The 25,042-nt window shown below is 71.8% G+C and carries 19 protein-coding genes; 3 read left to right on the top strand and 16 right to left on the bottom strand.

Annotation, left to right across the window (positions count from 1 at the left end):
• Positions 1-56: 56 nt before the first annotated feature.
• From QSK37_RS31920 to QSK37_RS31900, 5 genes are all read right to left on the bottom strand, one after another.
• Positions 57-767 carry a DUF3159 domain-containing protein gene (locus QSK37_RS31920; RefSeq protein WP_432705620.1) on the bottom strand — a complete coding sequence of 237 codons (711 nt, stop codon included), beginning with the start codon at positions 765-767 and terminating at the stop codon, positions 57-59.
• Between the two features lie 32 nt (positions 768-799).
• Positions 800-1,201: an OB-fold nucleic acid binding domain-containing protein gene (locus QSK37_RS31915; RefSeq protein WP_285628693.1), complete on the bottom strand. Its 402-nt coding sequence runs from the start codon at positions 1,199-1,201 to the stop codon at positions 800-802.
• Between the two features lie 54 nt (positions 1,202-1,255).
• On the bottom strand, positions 1,256-3,244 hold the full coding sequence (locus tag QSK37_RS31910; RefSeq protein ID WP_285628690.1) for an APC family permease: 1,989 nt from the start codon (positions 3,242-3,244) through the stop codon (positions 1,256-1,258).
• Positions 3,245-3,364: 120 nt separating this feature from the next.
• On the bottom strand, positions 3,365-4,033 hold the full coding sequence (locus tag QSK37_RS31905) for a response regulator (protein ID WP_285628688.1): 669 nt from the start codon (positions 4,031-4,033) through the stop codon (positions 3,365-3,367).
• Positions 4,030-5,178, bottom strand: coding sequence for a sensor histidine kinase (locus tag QSK37_RS31900; RefSeq protein ID WP_285628685.1), 1,149 nt, complete (start codon positions 5,176-5,178; stop codon positions 4,030-4,032). Before QSK37_RS31900 ends, QSK37_RS31905 begins: the two co-directional genes overlap by 4 nt.
• Positions 5,179-5,200: 22 nt before the next feature.
• On the opposite strand from QSK37_RS31900, the gene QSK37_RS31895 reads away from it, so the two are divergent.
• A complete protein-coding gene (locus QSK37_RS31895; protein ID WP_285628682.1) occupies positions 5,201-5,887 on the top strand; it encodes a hypothetical protein in 687 nt (228 codons plus the stop codon).
• Here QSK37_RS31895 and QSK37_RS31890 read toward each other — a convergent pair.
• From QSK37_RS31890 to QSK37_RS31845, 10 genes are all read right to left on the bottom strand, one after another.
• Positions 5,850-6,524: a response regulator gene (locus QSK37_RS31890; RefSeq protein ID WP_285581695.1), complete on the bottom strand. Its 675-nt coding sequence runs from the start codon at positions 6,522-6,524 to the stop codon at positions 5,850-5,852. The genes QSK37_RS31895 and QSK37_RS31890 overlap by 38 nt on opposite strands.
• The gene (locus QSK37_RS31885; protein WP_285628681.1) at positions 6,521-9,019 is read right to left on the bottom strand and encodes an ATP-binding protein; all 2,499 of its coding nucleotides are present in this window, start codon (positions 9,017-9,019) and stop codon (positions 6,521-6,523) included. The genes QSK37_RS31890 and QSK37_RS31885 overlap by 4 nt, the downstream gene beginning before the upstream one ends.
• Before the next feature lie 18 nt (positions 9,020-9,037).
• The gene (locus QSK37_RS31880) at positions 9,038-10,870 is read right to left on the bottom strand and encodes an APC family permease (protein WP_285628679.1); all 1,833 of its coding nucleotides are present in this window, start codon (positions 10,868-10,870) and stop codon (positions 9,038-9,040) included.
• Positions 10,867-11,532 carry a response regulator gene (locus tag QSK37_RS31875; RefSeq protein ID WP_285628673.1) on the bottom strand — a complete coding sequence of 222 codons (666 nt, stop codon included), beginning with the start codon at positions 11,530-11,532 and terminating at the stop codon, positions 10,867-10,869. The genes QSK37_RS31880 and QSK37_RS31875 overlap by 4 nt, the downstream gene beginning before the upstream one ends.
• Entirely contained in the window at positions 11,529-14,117 is a 2,589-nt protein-coding gene (locus QSK37_RS31870; protein ID WP_285628670.1) for a sensor histidine kinase, read from the bottom strand. Before QSK37_RS31870 ends, QSK37_RS31875 begins: the two co-directional genes overlap by 4 nt.
• Before the next feature lie 61 nt (positions 14,118-14,178).
• The gene (locus tag QSK37_RS31865) at positions 14,179-15,099 is read right to left on the bottom strand and encodes a potassium-transporting ATPase subunit C (protein WP_285628667.1); all 921 of its coding nucleotides are present in this window, start codon (positions 15,097-15,099) and stop codon (positions 14,179-14,181) included.
• 2 nt (positions 15,100-15,101) lie between these two features.
• A complete protein-coding gene (gene kdpB, locus QSK37_RS31860) occupies positions 15,102-17,276 on the bottom strand; it encodes a potassium-transporting ATPase subunit KdpB (RefSeq protein ID WP_285628660.1) in 2,175 nt (724 codons plus the stop codon).
• On the bottom strand, positions 17,276-18,937 hold the full coding sequence (kdpA, locus tag QSK37_RS31855; RefSeq protein ID WP_285628657.1) for a potassium-transporting ATPase subunit KdpA: 1,662 nt from the start codon (positions 18,935-18,937) through the stop codon (positions 17,276-17,278). The genes kdpB and kdpA overlap by 1 nt, the downstream gene beginning before the upstream one ends.
• Complete coding sequence (kdpF, locus tag QSK37_RS31850; protein WP_285581680.1) at positions 18,938-19,027, bottom strand: K(+)-transporting ATPase subunit F; 90 nt, start codon at positions 19,025-19,027, stop codon at positions 18,938-18,940.
• A gap of 138 nt (positions 19,028-19,165) precedes the next feature.
• Positions 19,166-19,633, bottom strand: coding sequence for a hypothetical protein (locus QSK37_RS31845; RefSeq protein ID WP_285628651.1), 468 nt, complete (start codon positions 19,631-19,633; stop codon positions 19,166-19,168).
• Positions 19,634-19,932: 299 nt separating this feature from the next.
• Here QSK37_RS31845 and QSK37_RS31840 point away from each other — a divergent pair, with 299 nt between their 5' ends.
• Together QSK37_RS31840 and QSK37_RS31835 are read left to right on the top strand one after the other, a co-directional pair.
• Positions 19,933-21,207, top strand: coding sequence for an outer membrane protein assembly factor BamB family protein (locus tag QSK37_RS31840; protein ID WP_285628648.1), 1,275 nt, complete (start codon positions 19,933-19,935; stop codon positions 21,205-21,207).
• Between the two features lie 65 nt (positions 21,208-21,272).
• Entirely contained in the window at positions 21,273-21,488 is a 216-nt protein-coding gene (locus QSK37_RS31835; protein ID WP_285628646.1) for a hypothetical protein, read from the top strand.
• A 314-nt stretch (positions 21,489-21,802) separates the two neighbouring features.
• On the opposite strand, the gene QSK37_RS31830 is transcribed toward QSK37_RS31835, so the two are convergent.
• The gene (locus QSK37_RS31830) at positions 21,803-24,928 is read right to left on the bottom strand and encodes a GH116 family glycosyl hydrolase (RefSeq protein ID WP_285628643.1); all 3,126 of its coding nucleotides are present in this window, start codon (positions 24,926-24,928) and stop codon (positions 21,803-21,805) included.
• Positions 24,929-25,042 lie beyond the last annotated feature (114 nt).

The raw sequence follows: 25,042 nt of genomic DNA, 5'->3' as shown, positions 1-25,042 counted from the left end.
CCGAATGAGACGACAAGGCTTCCGTCCGCCTCATACCCGGTGACGACCACGGACAGTCACGAAGCCGGGCGGTCCAGGGGCGTACGGCCGCGGGCCAGCAGCCAGACCATCGCCGCCAGTCCGGCGACCTGCAGCGGCCAGCCCATGACGACCTTCGCCGCCCCCAGCCACGCCACGTGACCGGCCAGGTAGAGCGGGTACTGCACCGCGACGCGCACCAGGCACGGGATCAGCAGCAGCCAGGTGAGCCGGGAGCAGAGCCGGACGATCTCGCGGTCGCGGTGCCAGGCGGTCGGGTCGCCCGTGACCGAGCCGATGATGAAGCCGACGAGCGGCCAGCGCACGACGATCGACAGGAGCAGCGCGGCGGCGTAGCCGGCGTTGTAGATGATGCCCGGCAGGAACGCGTCCTGCGCCTTGCCGGACCGCAGCGCGAACAGGGCCGCGATCGCGATGCCGAAGATGCTGTTGAGCACGAACTGCACGGTGGAGCGCTGCGCGAGGCGTACGAGCAGCAGGACCACGGCGAGTGCCGCGCCGATGCCGAGGGAGAGCTTCAGCTCCTTGGTCACGATCCAGGAGACGGTGAAGCCGATCGTCGGGATGGCCGCCTCGACGACACCGCGCGCACCGCCGAGGGCCTTGGAGAGCTGGGCCCGGACGGCCTCTTCGACCGTGTCGTACGCGGCCTTCTCCGGCACCTCGGGTGCCGTCTCCTCGGGCGCCGGGTCCGCGGACCCCGAGTCGCGCCGGGCCGGGTCGTTCACCTGACCTCCTCGGGGGGCGCCCGCGTCATCGATCACGCGCTGCCCCGCAGCTCGTATCGCGGGTTGAACATGACCTTACGGCCGTCCTGGACGCTGACGAGACCCTCGGCGCGTACGAGACGGCCCGGCTCGATGCCGGCGATGCGCCGGCGGCCGAGCCAGACGAGGTCGATCACGTCGGACCCGTCGTAGAGCTCGGCCTCCAGCGCGGGGGCTCCGCCCCGCGGCCGCAGTGTCACAGTCCGTAGCGTACCCGCTACGCAGGCACGCCGACGAGCGGCGCACGCCTTGATGGGAGTGGCGCCCTCGGATCCGCTGGTCTTCTGGAGTTCCTGGGCCTCGAGTTCGGCCTTGCTCGACGTCAGCCGGCGCAGGAACCCGCGCAGACCCCGTGACCCTGAGTCCTCGTCGCCCGTGTCGGGCACGTCATCCATGTTTGGCAAGACTAAGCCATCCATCCGAGATTCAAAGCGGGGGAAAAGGTGACATCACGCCGCACCTGAGCGCACCCTCCGCCGGGCCGCGAAACCCGTGTCCTCCGGGCGCCGGGCCAGGGCCGCCTTGGCCGATCCGAGCTGCCACGGCACGCTCGTGACCATGACGCCCGGCCGGAACAGCAGCCGCGCCTTCAGCCGGAACGCGCTCTGGTTGTGCAGCAGTTGCTCCCACCAGCGCCCGACGACGTACTCCGGGATGAACACGCACACCACGTCGCGCGGGCTCTTGGTCCGTACCCGCCCGACGTAGTCGAGCACCGGCCCGGTGATGTCCCGGTACGGGGAGTCGAGGATCTTCAACGGCACCGGAAGGTCGCGTTCGCTCCACTCGCGTTCCAGCGTCGCCGCCTCCTCCTCGCTCGTCGCCACCGACAGGGCGGTCAGCGTGCTCGGCCGGGTCGCGCGCGCGAACGCCAGCGCCCGCAGCGTCGGCGTGTGCAGCTTGGAGACCAGCACGATCGCGTGGATGCGGCTGGGCAGCGGCACGCCCTCCTCCTTCGGCTCGAGTTCGGCGGCCACCCGCCGGTAGTGCCGGTTGATCGCCTTCATCATCAGGAAGACCAGCGGCAGCGTGACGACCACGATCCAGGCGCCGTGCAGGAACTTGGTGAGCAGCACGATCACCAGGACCAGGCCGGTGAGGACCGCGCCGACGAGGTTGATCGCCCGGGACCGGTGGATCGCGCGTCTCCCCGCCGGATCGGTCGTACGGCGCAGCTCGTCGCCCCAGTGCTTGACCATCCCGCTCTGGCTCAGCGTGAACGACACGAACACGCCGATGATGTAGAGCTGGATGAGGCGCGTGGTGCTGGCGTCGAACGCCCAGATCAGCGCGCCGGCGAGCAGCGACAGGATCACGATGCCGTTGCTGAAGACCAGCCGGTCGCCGCGCCGGGCGAACTGGCGCGGCAGGTACCCGTCGCCGCCGAGGATCGAGGCCAGGATCGGGAAGCCGTTGAAAGCCGTGTTGGCCGCCAGCACCAGGATCGCGGCGGTGAACGCCTGGATCAGGAAGAACGGCAACGACCCGTGGCCGAACACCGCGCCGCTGAGCTGGGCGACCACCGTCTTCTGCTCGTAGCCGCGCGGCGCGCCGACGAGCTGCGCCGGGTCCTCGGCGATGTGCACGTGGGCGATGGAGGCGAGCGCGGTGATGCCGCCGAACATCGTCACGGCGAGCAGGCCCATGATCGTCAGAGTGGTGGCGGCGTTCCTGCTCTTGGGCGGCTTGAAGTTCGGCACGCCGTTGCTGACCGCCTCGACGCCGGTCAGCGCCGTACAGCCCTGGGCGAAGGCGCGCAGCGCCAGCAGCACCGCGGCGGCCCCGGCCGTCCCGTGCGAGGCGTGGACGGTCAGCGACGCCGACTCGGCGGACGGCGCGTGCCCGAACGCCGCGCGTACGAACCCGGCGGCCACCATGACGAACACGCTGGCCACGAAGCCGTACGTGGGGATCGCGAAGGCGCGGCCGGACTCCTTGACGCCGCGCAGGTTCATCACCGCGATGATCGCGATGAGGCTGAGCGCGATGCCCACCGCGTGCGGCCCCAGCGCCGGGATGGCCGACACGACGTTGGCGACGCCCGCGGCGACCGACACGGCGACGGTCATCACGTAGTCGATGAGCAGCGCGCTCGCCGCGATCAGCGAGGCGTTCTCGCCCAGGTTGGCCCGGCTGACCGCGTACGCCCCGCCGCCGCCCGGGTAGGCGTGGCACGTCTGCCGGTACGACGCCACGACGACGAGCAGCAGGAAGACGACGCCGGCGCCCACCCACCAGGACAGGGTGAGCATGGCGAGCCCGCCGAGGCTGAGCGCGAGCAGGATCTCCTCCGTCGCGTACGCCACGGACGACAGGGGGTCGCTGCAGAAGACCGGCAGGGCCAGCTTCTTGGGCAGGAGTGTCTCCCCCATCTGCCCGGTCCGGAGCGGACGGCCGACGAGGACACGCTTGGGGGCGTGGAGGACGGCTTGCTTCACAATCGCCAGCAAATACGGCGAAGGGGCCCTGTCCGGGCGTCGCTAACGGTGCCTTAACGCCGCCTCGGGCGTTCTTAACGCGTTCCTAACGCACGCCTTTTTAACGCCCGGCTTGGTGGCTCAGCCGGCGGTCTCGCCGGGCCGGACGAAGCCGTGGTCGTACGCGTAGCGGACGGCGGCGGCGCGGTCGGGCGAGCGGGTCTTGGCGAAGATGTGGTTGATGTGCGTCTTCACCGTCGCCTCGCTGATGAACAACCTCCGGGCGATGGCGCGGTTGGAGCCGCCCGTGGCCAGCAGCCGCAGCACCTCGATCTCGCGGGCGGTGAGCTCGCCGGAGTCCGCGGGCCGCGACGCACGGGAGGCGGCCGCGACGAGCCGCCGCTGCACCGCGGGATCCAGCACCGCCTGGCCGTGCGCGGCGGCGTGCAGGGCGTGGCGGATCTCCTCCCGGCCGGCGTCCTTGGTGAGGTAGCCCAGCGCGCCGGCCCGCAGCGCGCCCAGGATGCTGTCGTCGTCGGCGTAGGTGGTCAGCACCACGACCTGGGTCGCCGGGTGCCGCTCCCGGATGCGGCGAGTGGCCTCGATGCCGTCACAGCCGGGCATGTGCAGGTCGAGGAGGGCGACGTCGGGCTCGGTACGGGCCACCGCCTCCACCGCGGCGTCGCCGTCCGCCGCTGCCGCCGCCACGGCGATGCCGGGCAGCGTCTCCAGCAGCAACTCCAGCCCTTCACGCACGGCCGCCTGGTCGTCGGCCAGGACGACGCGGACCGGCGCGTCCACGCCGCTCACGGGGAGATCCTCAGGCAGACGCGCCAGCCACCGTCATCCTCCACACCCGCCTCCAAGACGCCGCCGGCCACGGCGGCGCGTTCGGCCAGCCCGGTCAGGCCGTGGCCGGTGCCGGAGTCGGCGAGCGGCCGGGCCACGCCGGCCTCGGGCGGGGCGTTGCGCACGGTCAGCTCGATGACGTCGGCGCGGTGGTCCAGCCGGATGCGCACCGCGGCGCCCGGAGCGTGCTTGCGCGCGTTGGTCAGCGCCTCCTGCGCGGTACGGAACGCCACCAGGCCGGCGGCCGGGGACGGCTCCACCGGTGAGCCGGTGACCTCCACGGCGGCGCCGTGGGTCTCGGCGAGTTCGGCCAGCGCCTCGGTCAGCGGACGGAGGTCCTCGCGCAGCGCCAGTACGGCCTGGCGGGTCTCGGCCATTCCCTCCCGGGCGAGGCGACCGGCGCGGCGTACGCACTCCTGGGCCTTGACCAGTTCGCGCTGTCCGGCGGGGAGCCGTTCGTCGGCCAGGAACCCCTCGGCGGCACTGAGGTTCACCGAGAGAGCGGACAGCGAGTGCGCCAGGATGTCGTGGATCTCCCGGGCGATGCGGGCGCGCTCCTCCAGCGCCGCGGCGTGCTTCTCGGCGGCGACGGCACGGCGCTCCTGGGCGAGGGCGTGCTCGGCCTCTTCGGCCCGCAGCCCGTACGAACGCCGCACGCCGCCGATGACCCAGCAGCCCAGGAACGTCCCGGCGCAGCCCAGCCACGTCGCCGGGGGCGTACCGGCGGCGACGGCGGCGATCACGGTGCCCAGGATCGCGACCCCCAGCACCGCGAGCGAGGACTCCGGCCGCCGTCCGGTGGCCGCGATCGCGAGCGCCGTCGCACCCGCCGCGGTGCCCGGACCGCTGGTGGCGACCATGGCGAGCACCCCACCGGAGACGGCGAAGAGCACCAGCGCGCCGAGCTGCCCGGCGGGCCGCCGGGACGACCACACCCAGACGCACCAGCCGAGTACCAGCAGCGCCACACAGACATCGGCCGCCGGCGGCCGGCCGTGCCGGCTGAGGCTCTCGTCCAGCAGCGCCCACACCAGCGCGGCCGTCAGGACCAGCGGCTGCGTGCTCTCGAGCACACGGCGTGGCGTCGGCATCACACGCGGAGACACGCGGCAATCCTAAGAGGACCGCGTGGCATCCACCCGCCGACGCCGGGTGGAGATCGGGTGGAGAACCCGCGTCTCCACCCTGCTCGGCCTCGGGGTCGACGACGGGCGGGCGGCCGCGTTCCTAGGTTCTTCGCCGTCGGAACGCGTCTGCAGGAAGGCCACGGCCATGGATGCCAGTGTCTGGATCGTCAATCTCGCCGTACTCGCGGTGGTGCTGGAGTCGGACCTCGGACGCCGGAGGGTCCGCCGGTTCCGGGTGCTGCGTCCGGTGATCACCGCTGCCGCGGTGGTGCCGTTCTTCCTCGGAAATGCCGCGAGCGGCGGCTACGGCCTGATGCTGGAGATCGGCGGGGCGGCCGCGGGCCTGCTGTTCGGCCTGGTGGTCAGCGCTCTCATGCCGGTGTACGCCGAGGTCGTCGAGGAGCGGCGCCGCGCGATGACTCGTGCGGGTGTGCCGTACGCGCTGGCCTGGATCGGCGTGGTCGCCGCGCGGATGTTCTTCTCCTACGGCAGCGCGCACCTCTGGAGCGCCCGGCTGGGCGAGTGGATGGCCGCCCACCGGGTGTCGGAGGGCGCGCTCACCGATGCGCTGATCTTCATGGCCATGGCGATGACGCTCACCCGGTCGGGGCTCCTGTACGCACGGGCGCGCGCCGTGCTGACCGCGCCGGTCAGCGCTCGAAGCGGTAGCCCATCCCCGGCTCGGTGATCAGGTGCCGGGGGCGGGACGGGTCGGCCTCCAGCTTGCGGCGCAGCTGGGCGAGGTACACCCGCAGGTACCCGGTCTCGTTCGCGTACGACGGACCCCACACCTCGCGGAGAAGCTGCTGCTGGCTCACCAGGCGGCCCGCGTTGCGGACCAGCACCTCCAGGACGTGCCACTCGGTCGGCGTCAGGCGTACGTCCGAGCCGTCGCGGGTGGCCTTCTTGGCCGCCAGGTCGACGGTGAAGTCGTCGGTGACGACCACGGCGTCCTCCTCGGGCGGCTGCGATCGGCGTACGGCGGCGCGCAGCCGGGCCAGCAGCTCGTCCATGCCGAACGGCTTGGTCACGTAGTCGTCCGCGCCGACGTCGAGGATCTCGACCTTCTCCTCCGAGGCGTGCCGCGCGGTCAGCACGATGATCGGCACGCTGGTCCAGCCGCGCAGGCCCTTGATCACCTCGGCCCCCTCCATGTCGGGCAGTCCGAGGTCCAGCACGATCACGTCGGGGTGCCGGCGCGCGGCCAGGTCCAGGGCGGTGCGGCCGTCCGGCGCGGCGTCCACCTCGTAGCCGCGGGCGCGCAGGTTGATGCGCAGCGCACGCACGATCTGCGGCTCGTCGTCGACCACCAGCACCCTCGTCACAGGCCCTCCTCGGAGTCACGCGCCTCCACCGGGAGGGTGAAGATCATGGTCAGCCCGCCGCCGGGGGTGTCCTCGGCGTGCAGGTCGCCGCCGATCGCCTCGGCGAAGCCACGCGCCACGGCGAGGCCCAGGCCGACGCCGTCGCCGCGCGGGCGGTCGCCGAGCCGCTGGAACGGCTCGAACATCTGGATCTTGGCCGAGTCGGGCACGCCCGGCCCGCGGTCGGTGACCCGCAGCTCCACCACGCCGCCGTGTTCACTCGCCGAGATCCGCACGGGTTCGTCGCCGCCGTGCCGTACGGCGTTCTCCACGACGTTGGCCAGGGCCCGCTCCAGCAGGCCCGGGTCGGTCAGGACCGGCGAGAGGTCCTCGGGGACCTCGATCTTCACCTGGTCGCCCGGCACGTTGGCCAGTGAGGGCGCGAGGACCTCGTCGATCGACATCGGGCGGGTGAGCGGGTTCACCGCGCCGGTCTGCAGGCGGCTCATGTCGAGCAGGTTGGCGACCAGCCGGTCGAGCCGGTCGGCCGACTCCTCGATCGTGGCGAGCAGCTCGGCCTCGTCGGCGGGGTCCCACTGGACCTCATCCGAGCGCAGGCTGCCGACACTGGCCTTGATCGAGGCGAGCGGCGTGCGCAGGTCGTGGGAGACCGCGGCGAGCAGGGCCGTACGGATCTTGTTGCCCTCGGCGAGGCTACGGGCCTGGCGCGCCTGCTCGGCGAGCCGCTGCCGGTCCAGCGCCGCGGCGGCCTGGTAGGCGAAGGCGGCCAGTACGCGGCGGTCCGCGGCGGGCAGCACCCGGCCGCGCAGCGCCAGCGTCAGGGTGTCGCTGACCTGCACGCGGACGTCGGCGTCGTCCGGCCGTCCGCACGGGTCGGCGCCGGCGGAGGCGATCCGCTCCCAGGTGTCGCCGGTCCGCTCCAGGAGGGACACCGAGGCCAGCCCGAACGTCTCCCGTACGCGTTCGAGCAGCTCGGGCAGGGCGTCCTCGCCCCGCAGGACGCTCGTCGCGAGCAGGCTGAGCGTGGTCGCCTCCGAGCGCGCCCGCGCGGCCTGCGAGCTGCGGCGCGCGGCGAGGTCGACCACGGTGGCCACCGCGACGGCCACCGCCACGAAGACGAACAGCGCGAAGCCGTTCTCCAGCTCGGCGACCGTCAGGGTGTGCAGCGGCGGGGTGAAGTACCAGTTGAGGAGCAGGAAGCCCGCCACGGCCGCCACGACGGCCGGCCACAGCCCGCCGACCAGGGCCACCCCGACGGTCAGGGCGAGGAAGAACAGCAGTTCGGTGGGCAGGCCCAGCCGCGCCCCCGGGATCGACAGGACCCCGGTGAGGGCCGGCGGGCCGCACACGGCGAGCAGCCAGCCGGCGGTCAGCCGCCGGTGCCCCAGCGAGGTGCGGGCGACCGTCGCCAGGCCACGGCCCTTGCCGGCGTAGTCGTGCGTGACGATGTGCACGTCGACGTCGCCGGACCGGCCGGCGACGGTCGCGCCCACGCCGGGACCGGAGAGGTACTGGTGCCATCGGCCGCGGCGGCTGGATCCGAGCACGATCTGGGTGGCGTTCACCGCCTGCGCGAACTCGATCAGCGCCCCGGACACGTCGTCCCCGGTCACCTGGTGGTACGAACCGCCCATGCCCTCGACCAGGGCGCGCTGGCGCGCCAGGGCCTCGGGCGAGCCGTCGGCGAGCCGGGCCGGCCGGCCGGTCAGCCGGGCGACGTGCACCGCGACCAGGTCACCGCGGCCGGCGCGGGCGGCGATCCGCGCGGCGCGCCGGATCAACGTGTCGCCCTCCGGACCGCCGGTCAGCGCGACGACGATCCGCTCACGCGCCTCCCAGGTGCGGGTGATGCCCTTCTCGTCGCGGTAGCGCGCGAGGGCGTCGTCGACGCGGTCGGCGACCCACAGCAGGGCCAGCTCGCGCAGCGCGGTCAGGTTGCCGACGCGGAAGTAGTCCGCCAGCGCCGCGTCGACCCGCTCGGACGGGTAGACGTCGCCGTGCGCGAGACGGCGGCGCAGCGACTCCGGCGACATGTCGACCAGCTCGATCTGGTCGGCCCGGCGGACGACCTCGTCGGGCACCGTCTCGCGCCGGCGCACGCCCGTGATCCGCTCGACCACGTCGGCCAGCGACTCCAGGTGCTCGACGTTGACGGTCGAGACGACATCGATGCCGGCGGCGAGGATCTCCTCGACGTCCTGCCAGCGCTTGTCGTTGCGGGCGCCGGGCGCGTTGGTGTGCGCGATCTCGTCGACGAAGGCGACCTGCGGAGCCCGCGCGATCACCGCGTCGACGTCCATCTCGCCGTGCCGTGGCGGCACGGTCTCCAGGCCGTCCAGCAGCGCGGCGGTGCGGGGGCGGCCGTGGGGGTCGGCGAAGCCGACGACCAGGTCGGTGCCGCGCTCACGGCGCCGTGCCGCCTCGCCGAGCATCGCGTACGTCTTGCCGACGCCCGGCGCCGAACCGAAGTAGATCTTCAGCCTGCCTCGCGGCATCCTCACATCACCCCCCCACTACGCATTGTGTCCCGGCGCGCGGACCGGGCGCTCATCGAGGCGGAAGCGCAGGCGGCAGACCACGGCGTCGGTGTCGCGGCGGAGGGCGTGGGCGAGCAGGGCCCCGCGCTGGTTCTGCAGGATCCGCTGCCAGACGTGAGCGGGTTCGACCTCCGGGATCAGCACGAAGACGTGCGGCTCGCCGACGCCTCGCACGTACTCCACGATCGGGTCCACGAGCCGGCGGTGCCGGTCGTTCACCAGGGCGAGGCTGACGTCCGGGGCCCAGCGCTCCCAGGCACGGATGAAGCCCGTGGTCTCCTCCGGATCGTCCGGGTGGACCACCCGCAGCGCGACGACCCGGTCACCGAGGGACAGCGCGGTCGAGATCGCCTCCTGGGTCAGCCGGTTCACGTCGCCGACCGGGACGATCGCCAGGGACCTGCGGGGCCGTGGGTGTGCGGGGACCCGGTCCAGCTCCAGCCGCCGCCCGATCCGCCCGTACGCCCGGTTCACCACCGACATCAGGCACACCAGGAGCGGCATGGCCACCACGATCAACCAGCCGCCCTCGGGGAACTTGGTCACGGAGATGACGATCGCGGCGACGCCGGTCATCAGCGCGCCGAGACCGTTGAGGGCCGCACGCGGGCGCCAGCCGGGCGGCCGCCCGGTCCACCAGTGCCGCACCATGCCCGCCTGGGAGAGGGTGAAGCCGACGAACACCCCGATGGCGAACAACGGCACGAGGGTGTTCATGGCGCCACGCGTGCCGACGAGCAGAAGGGCGGCGGTGGCGGTCAGGAAGAAGATGCCGTAGCGGTGCACCTGGCGTTCGCCCCGCAGCGCGAACAGGTGCGGCAGGTTGTGGTCCTTGGCGAGCAGGTGCGTCAGGACCGGCATGCCGCCGAAGGAGGTGTTGGCGGCCAGCGCCAGCAGCACGACGGTGGCGAACTGGACGACGTAGTAGCCGATCCCGTGCCCGAGCGAGCCCTCGGTGACCTGCGAGAGCACCGTGACACCCCGCACCGGCCGGATGTGGAAGCGGACGATCAGCACCGAGATGCCGATCAGCATGACACCGAGCAGCGCGCCGAGCGCGACCTCCGCCCGCTGCGCCCGCCGTACGCGGGGCCGCCGGAAGGAGGGCACCGCGTTGGCGATCGCCTCGACGCCGGTCAGCGCCGCGCACCCGTTCGCGAAGGCCCGCAGCAGCAGGAGCACGCCGACCGCCCGCAGATCCTGCGCCTGCGCGACCGGATGGGCGATGACGACGGGCCGGTCGCGCGGCAGGCCGACGGCGATGACGGCGAGGACGGACAGCACGAAGATCGCGGTCGGCACGATGAACATCCGGGCGCTGTGCGCGATGCCGCGCAGGTTCACCGCGGTGACCAGGCCGAGCACCGCGATACACAGCCAGACCGTGTACGGCAGCAGGCCCGGCACCGCCGAGGTGAGCGCGGCTACGCCCGCCGCGATCGACACCGCGACGTTGAGCACGTAGTCGACGACCAGCGACGCGGCGGCGACCAGGGAGGCACGCCGGCCGAGGTAGGCCTTGGCCACCCCGTACGCGCCGCCGCCCTGCGGGAAGGCGGCGATCACCTGCCGGTACGACAGCGTGAGCACGCCGAGCAGCGCCGCGATGGCGAGTGTGACCGGGACCGTGTAGCCGAGGGCCGCTCCCCCACCGGCGGCCAGCACGATGACGACGGCCTCCGGACCGTACGCGACGGAGGCCATGGCGTCGAGGGAGAGCGCGGCGAGGCCGCCCGGGACCGACAGGCGGTGCCGTTCCCCGGTCTCCTCTCCCGCCTTCGCGAACCGTGCGGGCAGGACCCGCGTCATGGCTGGAACCGGTAGCCCATGCCGGGCTCGGTCAGCAGGTGGCGTGGATGACCGGGGTCGGCCTCCAGCTTGCGGCGGAGCTGGGCCATGTACTGGCGCAGGTAGTGCGACTGCCGCGCGTACGAGGGCCCCCAGACCTCGGTGAGCAGGCGCCGCTGGCTCACGAGCCGGCCGGGGTTGGCCAGCAGGATCTCCAGCATCCGCCACTGGGTCGGCGTGAGGTGCACCGGCGGGGTCACCCGTTTGTCCTCCAGGTCCACGACGTGATCGCCGATCTTGACCACCGGCGCCGGGCCGGGCCCGGGGGCGCGGCGGCCGGCGGCGCGGATGCGGGCGAGCAGCTCGCCGAGGCCGTAGGGCTTGGTCACGTAGTCGTCGGCGCCGGCGTCCAGCGCGGCGATCTTGTCCTCGGCGCGGGTACGGCCGGACAGCACGATGATCGGCACCTGGCTCCAGCCGCGCAGCCCGTGGATCACCTCGACGCCGTCGATGTCGGGCAGGCCGAGGTCCAGGACGACGACGTCCGGATGCCAGTCCACGGCCCGCCGGAGGGCCTCGTTCCCGTCGCGCGCGACGCTGACCTCGTACCGGCGGGCCCGCAGGTTGAGGCCCAGTGTCCGCGCGGTGAGGGGCTCGTCGTCGACCACCAGGACCCGGGTCACCGTCCTCGCCTCTCTCGTACGGCGTCCAGGTGGGACGTCAGGACCGGGTCGGCGAGGTCCGGCGTGTACACGGGCAGGGTGACGATCATGGTCAGGCCGCCGCCCGGCGTGTCGTCGGGATCGAGCGTGCCGCCCATGGCCTCCACCAGGCCGCGCGACAGGGCCAGGCCCAGTCCGACGCCGGTGGCGTTGTCGTGGTCGCCGAGGCGCTGGAAGGGCAGGAAGACCCGGTCGCGGTCGGCCTCGGGAATGCCCGGCCCGCGGTCGATCACCCGCAGCTCGACGCGGTCGGCGAGCGCGCTGGCCGTGACGAGGACGGGTTCTTCCGCCGATCCGTACCGGATCGCGTTGGAGACCAGGTTCGTCAGGACCCGTTCGAGCAGCGCGGGGTCGGCGAGAACGTCGGGCAGCCCGGCGGGGATCCGCACCCGTACGCCGTCGCCGGCCGGGCCCAGGTCGGCGACGACGCGCGGCACGACCTCCTCGGCGGCGAGCGGCTGGGCCGTGACGTCGAGCAGGCCGGCCTGCAGGCGGCTCATGTCGAGCAGGTTGGCCACGAGCCGGGCGAGGCGTTCCAGTGACTCGTCCGCGGTGGCGAGCAGTTCGTCGCGTTCCCCCGCGGTCCAGGCCACGTCGCCGGTGCGCAGGCTCTCCACCGCGGCCTTGGCCGACGACAGGGGCGAGCGCAGGTCGTGGCTGACGGCGGCCAGCAGGGCGGTGCGCATCCGGTCGGCGGCGGCGAGCGGGCGCGCCTGCTCGGCCTCCTCGGCGAGCCGGTGCTGGCGCAGCGCGAGCCCGGCCTGCGCCGCGAACGCCTCCAGCACGCGCTGGTCGGCGGCCGACGGCGTACGGCCGCGCAGCACGAGCGTGAGGTCGTCGTCCACGGCGATCTCCGCGGCGCCCTCGTCGGGGCTGCAGCAGGGTTCGCCGCCGACGGTCGCCGCGATCCGCCAGCAGCCCGGATCGCCCTGGCGGCCCGGCGTCAGCGGGGCGTCGGGACGGCGTTCGAGCAGCGTCACCGAGTCCAGCCCGAACGCCACGCGTAGACGTTCGAGCAGGTCACCCGGGGTACTCTCGCCGCGCAGCACGCTACCCGCGAGGTTGGAGACCATCTCGGCGTCCGCGCTGGCGCGGGCGGCCTCGCGGGTGCGCCGGGCGGCGGAGTCCACCACCACGCTCACCGCGGCCCCCACGACGACGAACGCGGCGAGCGCGAGCGCGTTCTCCCACTCGCTGATGGTGAACTCATGGATCGGCGGGGTGAAGAAGTAGTTGAGCAGCAGGGAGCCGGCGACGGCGGCGAACAGCGCCGCGTACAGGCCGCCGGCCAGGGCGACCGCGACCACCGCCACGAGGAACAGCAGGATGTCGCTGGCGAGGGAGAGCTGTCCGCGCAGGTTCGCCAGCAGCAGGGTGAGCAGCGGCAGCCCGGCCACGGCCAGCCCGAACCCGACGCCCCGCCGGGTCCACGTCAGGCCGCCGGCGCGCGCGGACCGGCGCCCACGGCTGGCCTCCTCGTGCGTGACCATGTGCACGTCGATCGCGCCGGACATCGCGGTCGTGGTCATCCCGACACCGCGCGAGAAGATCTGCGCGAACCGGCCCCGCCGGGAGGCGCCGAGCACGAGCTGGGTCGCGTTCACGCCGCGCGCGAAGTCGAGCAGCGCCTGCGGGATGTCGTCGCCGACGACCTGGTGGTACGTGCCGCCCAGGCTCTCCACCAGGGCACGCTGGCGGGCGAGTTCGGCCGGGCGGGCACCGGTGAGCCCGTCCGCGGCGGTCACGTGCACGGCGAACAGGTCTGAGCCCTTGGCGCGGTCGGCGATCCGCGCCGCGCGGCGGATGAGCGTGTCGCCCTCCGGCCCGCCGGTCAGCGCGACGACGACGCGCTCGCGGGCCTCCCAGGTCTGGCTGATGCGGTGGTCGGCGCGGTAGCGGTCGAGCTGGTCGTCGACCTTGTCGGCCAGCCAGAGCAGGGCCAGCTCGCGCAGCGCGGTGAGGTTGCCGACACGGAAGTAGTTCGACAGCGCGGCGTCGATCTTCTCGGCCTGGTAGACGTTGCCGTGCGCCATCCGGCGGCGCAGCGCCTCCGGCGTCATGTCGACGAGCTCGACCTGGTCGGCCCGGCGCACGACCTCGTCGGGCACGGTCTCGCGCTGCGCCACGCCGGTGATCTGCTCGACGACGTCGTTCAGCGAGTCGAGGTGCTGGATGTTCACCGTGGTGATCACGGTGATGCCGGCCTCCAGGATCTGCTCGATGTCCTGCCAGCGCTTGGTGTTGCGCGAGCCGGGGATGTTGGTGTGCGCCAGCTCGTCGATCAGCGCCACCTGCGGCGCGCGGGCGATGACGGCGTCGACGTCGAGCTCGGTGAAGCTCGTGCCGCGGTACTCCATGGTCTTGCGGGGCACCGTCTCCAGCCCCTCCAGGAGCTCGATCGTCCGGGGACGGCCGTGGCACTCCACGAATCCGATGACCACGTCGGTGCCGCGCTCGTGCCGCCGCCGGCCCTCGCCGAGCATGGCGTAGGTCTTGCCCACGCCGGGGGCGGCCCCCAGGTACACGCGCAGCCGCCCGCGTGCCATGACCATCACTCCTCCGGTGGGACGCGGCGCGCTCCGGTGAAAGGCACGCCGCGTCCCGGTCTCATCCGCGGTACGGGTACTTCTCGTCGAGCTCGATGTTGAGCGTGAGGACGTTGACGCGCGGCTCGCCGGCGAAGCCGAGCACCCGGCCGTCCTCGTTGTCCTTGATGGCGGCCAGCACCCGCTGCTCGGAGACGCCGCGCGTCCGGGCGATCCGCGGGGCCTGGAGCCGCGCGTACGCCGGTGAGATGTGCGGGTCGAGGCCGCTGCCGCTCGCGGTCACCGCGTCGGCCGGCACGACCGGGTGGGCCGGCGCGCCGCCGCGGACCGGCACGACCTCACCCTTCGCGTAGTCCTCACCGTACTTCGCGCACTCGACGGGCACCCCGTCGTACGTGGCGACGAACGGCCTGGCGACCACGCCGCACTCCTCATTGAGGCTGACGACCCGGGTCGGGTGCGTCACGTGCCCCTGACCGTCGCGCGGGCCCATGACGGCGAGGACCGCGCCGATGCCGCCGGGGGTGCAGAACGGCCGGGCGCCGCTGACGCCCTCCAGCTCGCCCACCTTCTTGCTGCGGGTGCAGACCTGGGTGAGCAGGCTGGTCTTGGCGTTCGCGTCCTCCTTGCCGGCCTTGACGAGCGCCGGATCCGGGAGGGTGTCGACGATGCTCTCCGGGCCCAGGTTGCTCGCGCTGGTCGACGTCGGGTCGTAGCCGTCGCCCGCGTTCGAGGGACGGCTCTGGACGTACTGCTTCAGCGGGTCGCCGTCCTTGTCCGTGAACGACTGGCCGATGATCCGGCTGCCGACGATCCTGCCGTCGGCGGTCCTGACCATCGAGCCCTGCGCCCGGTGGTGCAGGCCCGGGATGAAGGCCACGGCCCAGATGGCGACCGGGTAGGCGATCCCGAGGATCACGGTGAGGACGAGGAGGGCCCGGAGGGCCGCCAGGTGCCGACGTATCTGGCTTGAGAGTCGCATGGTCACATTCCCGGCAGGAACTGGATGAGCAGGTCGATGAGCTTGATGCCGATGAACGGCGCGACGATGCCGCCCAGGCCGTAGACGTAGAGGTTGCGGGACAGCAGCTTGGAGGCGCTCGACGGCCGGTACTTCACGCCGCGCAGCGCGAGCGGGATCAGCGCGACGATGATGATCGCGTTGAAGATGACCGCGGACAGGATCGCCGACTGCGGGCTGGAGAGCCGCATGATGTTGAGCTTGTCCAGGCCCGGGTAGACCGCCGCGAACATCGCCGGGATGATCGCGAAGTACTTGGCGATGTCGTTGGCGATCGAGAACGTCGTCAGCGCGCCCCGGGTGATCAGCAGCTGCTTGCCGATCTCCACGATCTCGATGAGCTTCGTCGGGTTGGAGTCGAGGTCGACCATGTTGCCGGCCTCCTTGGCGGCCGACGTGCCGGTGTTCATCGCGACGCCGACGTCGGCCTGCGCGAGGGCGGGGGCGTCGTTCGTGCCGTCACCGGTCATGGCGACGAGCTTTCCGCCCTCCTGCTCGCGCTTGATCAGCGCCATCTTGTCCTCGGGCTTGGCCTCGGCGAGGAAGTCGTCGACGCCGGCCTCGTCCGCGATCGCCTTGGCGGTCAGCGGGTTGTCGCCCGTGATCATCACGGTGCGGATGCCCATGCTGCGCATCTCGTCGAAGCGCTCGCGCATGCCGGCCTTGACGACGTCCTTGAGGTGGATGACGCCGAGCACGTGCGCGGTCGTCCCCTCGTTCTCCGTGACGACCTCGCCGACCACCAGCGGTGTTCCGCCACTGGCCGAGATGCCGTCGACGATGTGGCCGACCTCGTCGGTGGGGTGCCCGCCGTTGTCGCGGACCCACTTCATCACCGCGGTGGCGGCGCCCTTGCGCAGGCACCGGCGGCCGCCGTCGTCGGTCGCCAGGTCGACGCCGGACATCCGGGTCTGGGCGGTGAACTCGATCCAGCTCGCGTGACCGAGCTCGCCCGGCGTGCGCTCCCGCAGGCCGTACTCGGTCTTGGCGAACACCACGATCGAGCGGCCCTCGGGCGTCTCGTCCGCGAGGCTGGACAGCTGGGCCGCGTCGGCGATCCGCGCCTCGGTCACGCCGTCGACCGGGGTGAACTCCGCGGCCTGCCGGTTGCCGAGCGTGATGGTGCCGGTCTTGTCCAGCAGCAGGGTGTTCACGTCGCCGGCCGCCTCGACCGCCCGGCCGCTCATCGCGAGGACGTTCCGCTGGACCAGCCGGTCCATGCCGGCGATGCCGATCGCGCTCAGCAGCGCGCCGATGGTCGTCGGGATCAGGCAGACCAGCAGCGAGACCATGACGATGCCGGTCACGCCGTGGGCGTTCAGGGCCAGGGAGTCCGGCACGCCCGGCTGGTTCGCCTTACTGAAGATCGCCAGCGGCTGCAGCGTGGCCACCGCCATCACGAAGATGATCGTCAGCGAGGCGAGCAGGATGTTGAGGGCGATCTCGTTCGGCGTCTTCTGCCGGTTCGCGCCCTCGACCAGCGCGATCATCTTGTCGATGAAGCTCTCCCCCGGCTTCTGGGTGATCTTCACGACGATCCGGTCGGACAGCACCTTCGTGCCGCCGGTGACCGCGCTGCGGTCGCCGCCCGACTCGCGGATGACCGGCGCCGACTCACCGGTGATGGCCGACTCGTCGACGCTGGCGATGCCCTCGACGACGTCGCCGTCACCGGGGATGATCTGGCCCGCCTCGACCACCACGTGGTCGCCCTGCCGAAGGTCGGGCGCGGGCACCGGCTCCTCCTCGGCCGTACGGCCCGGCGCCCAGCCGGTCAGACGGCGCGCCATCGTGTCGGTCTTGGCCCGGCGCAGCGTGTCGGCCTGGGCTTTTCCCCGCCCCTCCGCGACGGCCTCGGCGAGGTTCGCGAAGATCACCGTCAGCCAGAGCCAGACGACGATCAGCCAGCCGAACCAGGTGGGTTCGGCGATCGCCAGGACGGTGCTCCAGACCGCGCCGATCTCGACGATGAACATGACGGGGTTGCGCCACATGGTGCGCGGGTCGAGCTTGCGCACCGCGTTCGGCAGCGACCGGATGAGCTGCTTGGGGTCCAGCAGCCCGCCCTGCACCCGGCTCGGCTGTGCCTTCGGGGGCTCGGGCGCTGAGGTCTGCGGTTCCATGACTTGGGTGGACATCAGTGGATTCCTTCGGCCAACGGCCCGAGCGCGAGCGCCGGGAGGAAGGTGAGAGCGACGAGGACGACCGTGACGCCCGCGACCATGACCACGAACTGCGGCCGGTGCGTGGGCAGCGTGCCCTCCGACGCGGGAGTCAGGCCCTGCTTCGCCAGCGATCCGGCCAGCGCCAGGACGAAGATCATTGGCAGGAACCGCCCGAAGACCATCGCCAGGCCGAGCGCGGTGTCGTACCAGGGCGTGTTGACGGTGATGCCGGCGAACGCCGAGCCGTTGTTGTTCGAGGCGGAGGTGAAGGCGTACAGCACCTCGGACAGGCCGTGCGGGCCGCTGTTCAGCATCCCGGCCCGCTGGCCCGGTAGCGCCATCGCGAAGGCGGTGCCGACGAGCACACAGATCGGGGTGACGAGGAAGTACGTGGCGGCGAACTTGATCTCACGGCTGCTGATCTTCTTGCCGAGGTACTCCGGCGTGCGGCCGACCATCAGGCCGGCGACGAACACCGTGATGACGGCGAGGATGAGCATGCCGTACAGGCCCGAGCCCGTACCGCCGGGCGCGACCTCGCCCAGCATCATGTTGAACATCGTCATCATGCCGCCGAGGCTCGTGTACGAGTCGTGGAAGGAGTCGACGGCTCCGGTGGAGGTCAGCGTCGTCGCGTCGGCGAACGTCGCCGAGTTCGCCACGCCGAACCTCGTCTCGACGCCCTCCATGGACGAGCCGATCGCGGTCGGCACCGTGCCGTGGTGGGCGAGCTGGAACCACATGATCAGCGTCATGCTGAGGACGGCGAGGGTCGCCATCACGGAGACGATCGCGTAGCCCTGCTTGTCGCTGCCGACCATCCGGCCGAACGTCCGGGGCAGGCTGAAGCTGATGACCAGGAGCAGGAAGATCTCGAACCAGTTGGTCCAGGTCGTCGGGTTCTCGAACGGATGGGCGGAGTTGGCGTTGTAGAAGCCGCCGCCGTTCGTGCCGAGTTCCTTGATGACCTCCTGCGACGCCACCGGCCCACCGGTGATCGTCTGCTTGGCGCCGGTGAGGGTCTGGATCGTGTGCGGGTCGTGGAAGTTCTGCACGGCGCCGCCCGCGATCAGCACGATCGCGCCGACGACCGCGATCGGCAGCAGGATGCGCAGGTTGGCCCGTACGAGGTCCACCCAGAAGTTGCCGAGGTGCTCGGTCCGCCTGCGGGCGAACCCGCGGACGAGGGCGATCGCGACGGCGATGCCGACGGCGGCGGAGACGAAGTTCTGCACCGCGAGCCCGGCCATCTGCACCAGGTGGCCCATGGTCGACTCGCCGGAGTAGGACTGCCAGTTGGTGTTGGTGGTGAAGCTGATCGCGGTGTTCCAGGCCTGGTGCGTCATGACCGGCTTGAAGCCGAGGCTCAGCAGCAGGTGGTTCTGCAGGCGCTGCAGGCCGTACAGGAACAGGACGGAGACCACCGAGAAGGCCAGCACGCTGCGGGCGTACACGCCCCAGGTCTGCTCGGCGTCCGGCCGCACGCCGATCAGCCGGTAGATCACCTTTTCGGCGCGCGCGTGCCTGGTGCCGGTGAACACCCGGTACATGTAGTCGCCCAGCGGCCGGTACACGACGGCCAGCGCCAGGACGAGGGATCCGGCGAAGCAGATCCCCGCGGTCGTTGTGCTCATCTAGAAGCGCTCCGGGAACAGTAGGGCGACGATCATGAAGACGAACAGCACGACGGAGAGGATGAGCCCGATCAGGTTCTCCGCGTTCATCGCGCCCTCCCCGCGTCGTCCTTCGCCGGCCGGCCACACGGGGTTCGCTCGCGGCTCACAGCCGCTCCACCGCCTTCACGACCAGGGCGAACAGCGCGAAGATCGCCACTGTCAGCAGGACATAGACCAGGTCAGCCATCACTCGGTTCCTCTGTCGGATGTACGGGGGGCGGCCTCTTCGAGCCCGGCCCCGCCACCGGGGCGGGGCGCCGGGACGCCCACCTGCGTGGGTCCAGGAGTGGTCGCGTGGAACGCCGCCCAGACCGGATCCGCGCGCCGGCGGAGGCCGCGCGCCTCGGCGAGCGCGTGCACCGCGGCCACCAGAACACCGGCGAGCACGAGGACCGCGGCACGCGCGGCGTCGTCCCGCCCGGTGATCTCGATGACGCCGAAGCGGTGCACGTCGAAGCCGGTGACGCACAGCCAGGCGACCCCGCCGACACCGGCACCCGCGACCGGCGGGCTCGGCCACGCCCAGGCCGCGACGGCCAGGGTCACCACGCCGAACGCCGCCTGCCACGGCAGCCGGTCCAGCACGACGGCGATCGCGAACACGCTCGCACTACCACCCGCGAGCGGCCACGCGGAAGCTTCGAGGCGCGTCATCGCACCCTCCTAGACGTGTCGATGGACATGCCGTCCATCGGCCCCCTCACCAGGGGCTACGCCAGGAGTTAACTCCCGAAATAAGGCGTTAAGGCGGTCGTTGACGCCCTCTTAGCGCCGCCTCTCGGGCCCTTAACGCCTTTTTAACGGCGTGCGCGTGGGCCCCGCGGCTACCGGCCCCCGCTGCGAGCACGGGCACGACCTGCGGTCGTCCACAGGAACACCGACCGCCTTCTCACGCCAGGACGGCCACTGGACAATGGAAGTGGAGTGGACCCCGAGCGCATGAGGTGCGGAGAATGTGGTCATGGCGCAGGTCGGCGGCGATCGTCGCGGTCACGGCGACGGCTGTCGTGGTGAGTGCCGGTGCCATGTGGTTACGTGAAGGAACGCCGTATGACCTGACTCCAGGAAAAGCTGCCGCTCCGGCGTTGGCCGGTGACCTTCCCGAAAAGCTGCGGATCGCATGGACGCGCGGGCGGCTCGTGGCCGGTCTGACGGACCCGCGGCGTGTGGTGATCGGGGATGGCGTCGCCGTCGTTCCCGATGAGGATCATGACGTCGTCGAGGGCGTGGCGGTCGCCACCGGCACGACCGTCTGGAAACTCGCCTTCCAGAAGGACGATCGTTTGTGCGCCCACGGCGGTGACGACATGACCGTGGTGCTCCTTTATGGAGATCATTCTTGTGATCACCTGATCGCACTGCACGTGGGAACCGGCCGGGTACGGTGGAAGAAGACGTTGCCCGGAGAGCCGTATTCCGATGCGGAGAAAAGCGTCACCGTGGCGAACGGGCGATTCTTCCTCCGGCGATCATCGGCGGTGGAGGCTTATCGTCTGGACACCGGCGTCCGGATCTGGCACCGCGACAGACAAGACCTATGCCCCGACTCGCTGGAGGCGGCAGGCTCCTTTGTCATGCTCGGCTGGGGCCATGACTGCGACCCGATCACCGGGGCGACACATTCCAACGAACTGGTCGCCGCGACCAACGGGCAGCCGCTGACGGGCTTTCCCACCCAGAACGCCGGCGGGCATACTCTGCTGGCGGCCGATGCGGAACGAGCCGTCGACCTGACGCACTCTTCGCCTGATGACTCGCCCGGCAGCGAGCACGTGAACATTCTGGACGCCACGGGCCGGAAAGTCTCCACGACCAGGATCCGCGACGTCATCAGTGACGCACAGACCCGCGGCATGATCGGAAACCGCCGCCCTATCGGCATCGTCTCCCCCACCGGGATGTACATCGCCGTGCCCACCTCGGGCCAGTACCTGTACCGGACCGTCGCACTCGACCGCACCGACGGCAAGCCGCGATGGGTCAAGCCCGGTGTCGTGCTGACAGCCCCAAGCACCGGCGAGGTGAGCCTGCACCTCTACCACGAGCGGGAAGACGGCGACTCGGATTGGGAGGTTCGGATACGCGCGGCGAGAACGGGTGCCCAGCTGCGTGTGCTTCGTCCGGTGGCGAGCGATGATGTGACGGGGAATACCTCCCAGGCGCCACGCCAGATCGGTGGTTGGCTGGTCGGATATCAGTTCGGACTGTACTACGCGATCGGACCTTAGCCACCCTCCGCGGCCGACGCCGGAAATCGACGCCATCACATCGGACCATTGCGACAGAACGGCGTTTGCGGGGATTCGGGCGGGCGAACGACCGCGTGCGGCGGCGGGTGCTGAAGCGCCACATCCGCACGCCGTGGGGCACCTCGCACCGTCCGCGCGGGCGGCTGGAGATGCGGCCGGCCGGGGCCGACCTCGATCCCGGGCCGGCCGAGGCGATCGGGTGGCTGTCTCATACGGAACCCATCGCGTACGTCCTGCGACGGGTGGAGGGGAGACTGTAGCGGAGCGGCGACGTCTGCTCGTGTCCGACCGGAGAGGCGTACGACTCCGTCGCGCGGTAAGGCCTCCGGGAGGTGCCCCAGCCCCGGCCGGGGCCGGGCTCCCTCGTCGTGCTGTTCGCGACACCCGCCCGGCCTCTGTGGATGTCGACGCCGAGACCAGGTCCGGTGAACCGGGGATACCGGAGTGACGGGTTCGCAGGCGCCCGGCCGGACCTGACGGAGACCACCGGGCTTCCGGTTCTCGCCGTCGGCGCTGGTCTCCCGGCCGTCGTCGATCGTGTTCAACGGCGGCCGGGACGGCCATTGCCCGGCGGCTACCGGGCGGCGGTGACCTCGACGCGGAGGCGGTGCCCCGCGCCGATCGTCGTGGGAGTCGTGAAGGCGACCTCCACGGTCGTGCTCTCGGCGTGGACCGACGCGACGTGCACGCCGCCGTGCGGGCCGTGGGCGGTGACCTTCAGGTGCGCGGGGTCCGGTGGGGCGGCCAGTTCGAGCGTGAAGGTCCGGACGGTGATCTCGCCGTGCCGTACCTCGACCTCGCACGTCTGCCGGTGCGCGTCGCGGCGCTGCCGGTAGAGGCCCCAGCCTCCGGCGGCGGTGAAGGCCGCGGCGAAGTCCTCCGGCCGCACCTTCGGCGCGAAGCCGAGGCGGCCCGCCGGGCCGTGGTGGGAGTAGCCGCACGCGGCCAGGTACACGCCGTAGCCCGCCATCGCCCGCGCGTAGTGCTCGCTGCACTCGATCTCGTTGTACGGGTTCCGCTTCCCCGCGGCGTACCGGTCGTGGACCGCACGCGTGATCGTCAGCCCCTCGTCGACGAGTCCCTCGTAGACCATCTGCGTGGCGACCTGGTACTCCTGGCCGGTCCACGACTCGTTGAAGTAGGTCGCCGACCACGTCGGCGGGTCGCCGTTCGCCTGGTCGGCGCCGCCGTGCGGGAAGGTCGTCATCACCACGGCGGGCTCGTGCGCCGTCGCGAACCACCGGCCGCCCTGGATCTGCGGATGGTCCGTACGGTACGCCGCCGGGTCGGGCACGTAGTTGTACCGGTAGATGCTGGCCAGGGCGGTCTTGGCCTTGTCCTCGGGGAACACGCGGGGCAGGCCGAGCTGGAGCGCCAGGCTCTGGCCGAACATCTGGTCGATGTGGCAGCCGATGTTGGTGTTGGCCGCCTCGGGATGGTGCTGGTCGACGAGCTGGATGAAGTACTCCCCCGTCCACAGGTCGGTGGCGATCGAGCGGCAACCGGAGTCGGCGAGCGTACGGCACCGCTTGGCGAACGCCGTGTCACCCATCTCGTCGGCCATCTCCGCCCCGGCGTACAGTGCCGCGGCGTACATGCCGGTCATCCAGGCGATCTCGCCGTACCAGACGGCGTCGAGCGTGTTGGGCTGCGGCCCTTCGAGCGTGCCGTCCTGCCGGTCGTCGCGGCTCATCACCCAGCCCAGCGCCTGCTTGGCACGTGGCCAGACCCGGCGCAGGAACGCCGTGTCCCGCGTCATCTGGTGTTCGCGGTAGATCCGCAGGATCGTGCCGCACTGGCCGTCCGTCGCCCAGCCCATGTCGGCCTCGGCCCGGTTGCCGATCTCCCCGGTGCCGGTGTGGAAGCCGATGCCCAGGTCGACGCGTTCGCGTGTGTCGCGCTCGATCGAGGGGAACAGGCGGCCGATCGCCTGCGCGTAGTTCCACACGTGTTCGCAGGTGCCCGCGCAGCAGCCGACGCCCTCCCACGCGTAGAACCGGCCGCCGGCGAACTTCAGGCAGGTGGAGGTGGCCAGCGTCGACGCCGTGGCGAGCGTGCGCTCGAGGAACCAGTGCGGCAGTGTCGCGTCGGTGTACCAGGTGTCCACCCACTTCCGGGTGACCGTCTCCAGCCGTTCGATCTCCCGGGCGAGATGGCGCATGACATCGGACGCCGAGTCGAACCGCTCGGCGTAGTGGCGGCGCAACGTGGCACTTCCGGACAGGAACGACAGGGCGGCACGGTCGGGCACCGGGAAGTACCACGCGTAGGCGAACCGTACGGTGCGGCTCTGCCCCGGGCCGAGCCGGACGGGCACCGTGACCGCGCCGGCGATCGTGCCCAGGCCGCCGTCGATCTGACCGGGTCCGGCGCCCGCCTCGGCGATCTCCTCGGGTGTGCTCCACTTCGCGAGCGACGGGCGGACGCGGGCGTCCGGCTCGAGCGCCGCGAGCGTGACCGTGCCACCGTCGGTGAGCGTGTCGATCGGCTGTTTGGAGGGCGGAACGTCGGTGAAGACGATCCGGTCGACGTTCACGTGGCCCCAGCCGCCGGTGGCCTCGTCGACGATCTCGATGTGAGCCGTCCTGCCCTGATGCCGGATCAGGTCCATGCCGCGTACGGTGAGCGGCTCGGTGTTGTCACCGGTGACCGAGGCGACGACGGCGCCGTCCACGACGACACGGGCGCAGGTGTGCGCCGCGTCGGCTCCGCCCCCGACCCGCACGGTGACGTAGCGGCGCTCGATGGTGAAGTTCTGGCTGGTCAGCTTGCCGGTGTACGCGTCGGCCCGCCCGGCGTCGCCGTTCGCGGCCTGGAAGTTGTGCGAGGTGACGAACCGCTGCCCGGAGACGCGCAGGTCGCCGAAGCGCTTCATGTAGTCCGGCACCTGGTCGGCGAGAACCGGTCCGGCGCCGAACGCGTCGCCCGCCACGCTCCAGCCCTCATAGGTGGTGCGCTCCCAGTCCTCGAACACGATGTCCGGCCGGGGCTGGCCGGCCTCGCCCGCGGCGGCGGTGAACTCCACGCCCGCGAACCCCGCGCCGCCGACCCGCTCGCCGGACAGCAGGACCGGCTGCTGCGAGCGGGCACGCAGGCAGACGGGGTTCTCGGCCCAGGCGGTGAGCTCGGCGCGCACGGGACGCGAGGACGTGTTGGTGACGGTGTAGGCGAGGACGGTGACCGGCAGCGTCGAGTCGTCGGCCTCCCCCGGGACGAACGGCGAGTAGGCCTCCAGCCGGACCCGGACCGGGCACTCCGGGGCGCGGTAGTCGACGCGGCCGATCGGGTACTGGCCGGTGAAGGCCACGTCGTCGAACCCGTCGCCGTCGACGCGGCGGGCCCGGTCGCCGGTGGTCTTGATCACGACGCCCTGGCCGAACGGGAAGAACGGGTCGCGCGGCGCCGCGTAGGTGCTGCCGCCGCCCTCGGCGCCGGGCGCGACCGGGCCGTTGTCGACGTCCCAGTACCAGAGCCGCCCGTCGCCGCCGAGGTAGACCTGACCGCAGCAGCCGCCGCCCACCGGCATGCCGATGTAGCGCAGGTCGGAGCCGGTGTAACGGGTCGGCACGCCGCGTTCGCGCAGCCCGGAGGGTACGGGCTTGGCGGCGGGCACGAGCGACTGGTCCGGCAGCGTGCCCGCGGCGAGCGCGTCGCGGGCGTGCGCGGCGAGCAGGGCCGCGCTCGCCGCGGCGGCCGACATGCCGAGGAATCCTCGGCGGCTGACCGGTCCGCCGTGGCCGCCGCATCTGCCGCCGCAACAGTCCGTGTGGTGCTCGTTCATGTTCCGCCCCTCCCAAGAAATCGATTTCTGAAA

Source organism: Actinoallomurus iriomotensis, from assembly GCF_030269445.1.
GTDB lineage: Bacteria > Actinomycetota > Actinomycetes > Streptosporangiales > Streptosporangiaceae > Actinoallomurus > Actinoallomurus iriomotensis.
This window is presented reverse-complemented; position numbering and strand designations above follow the sequence as displayed.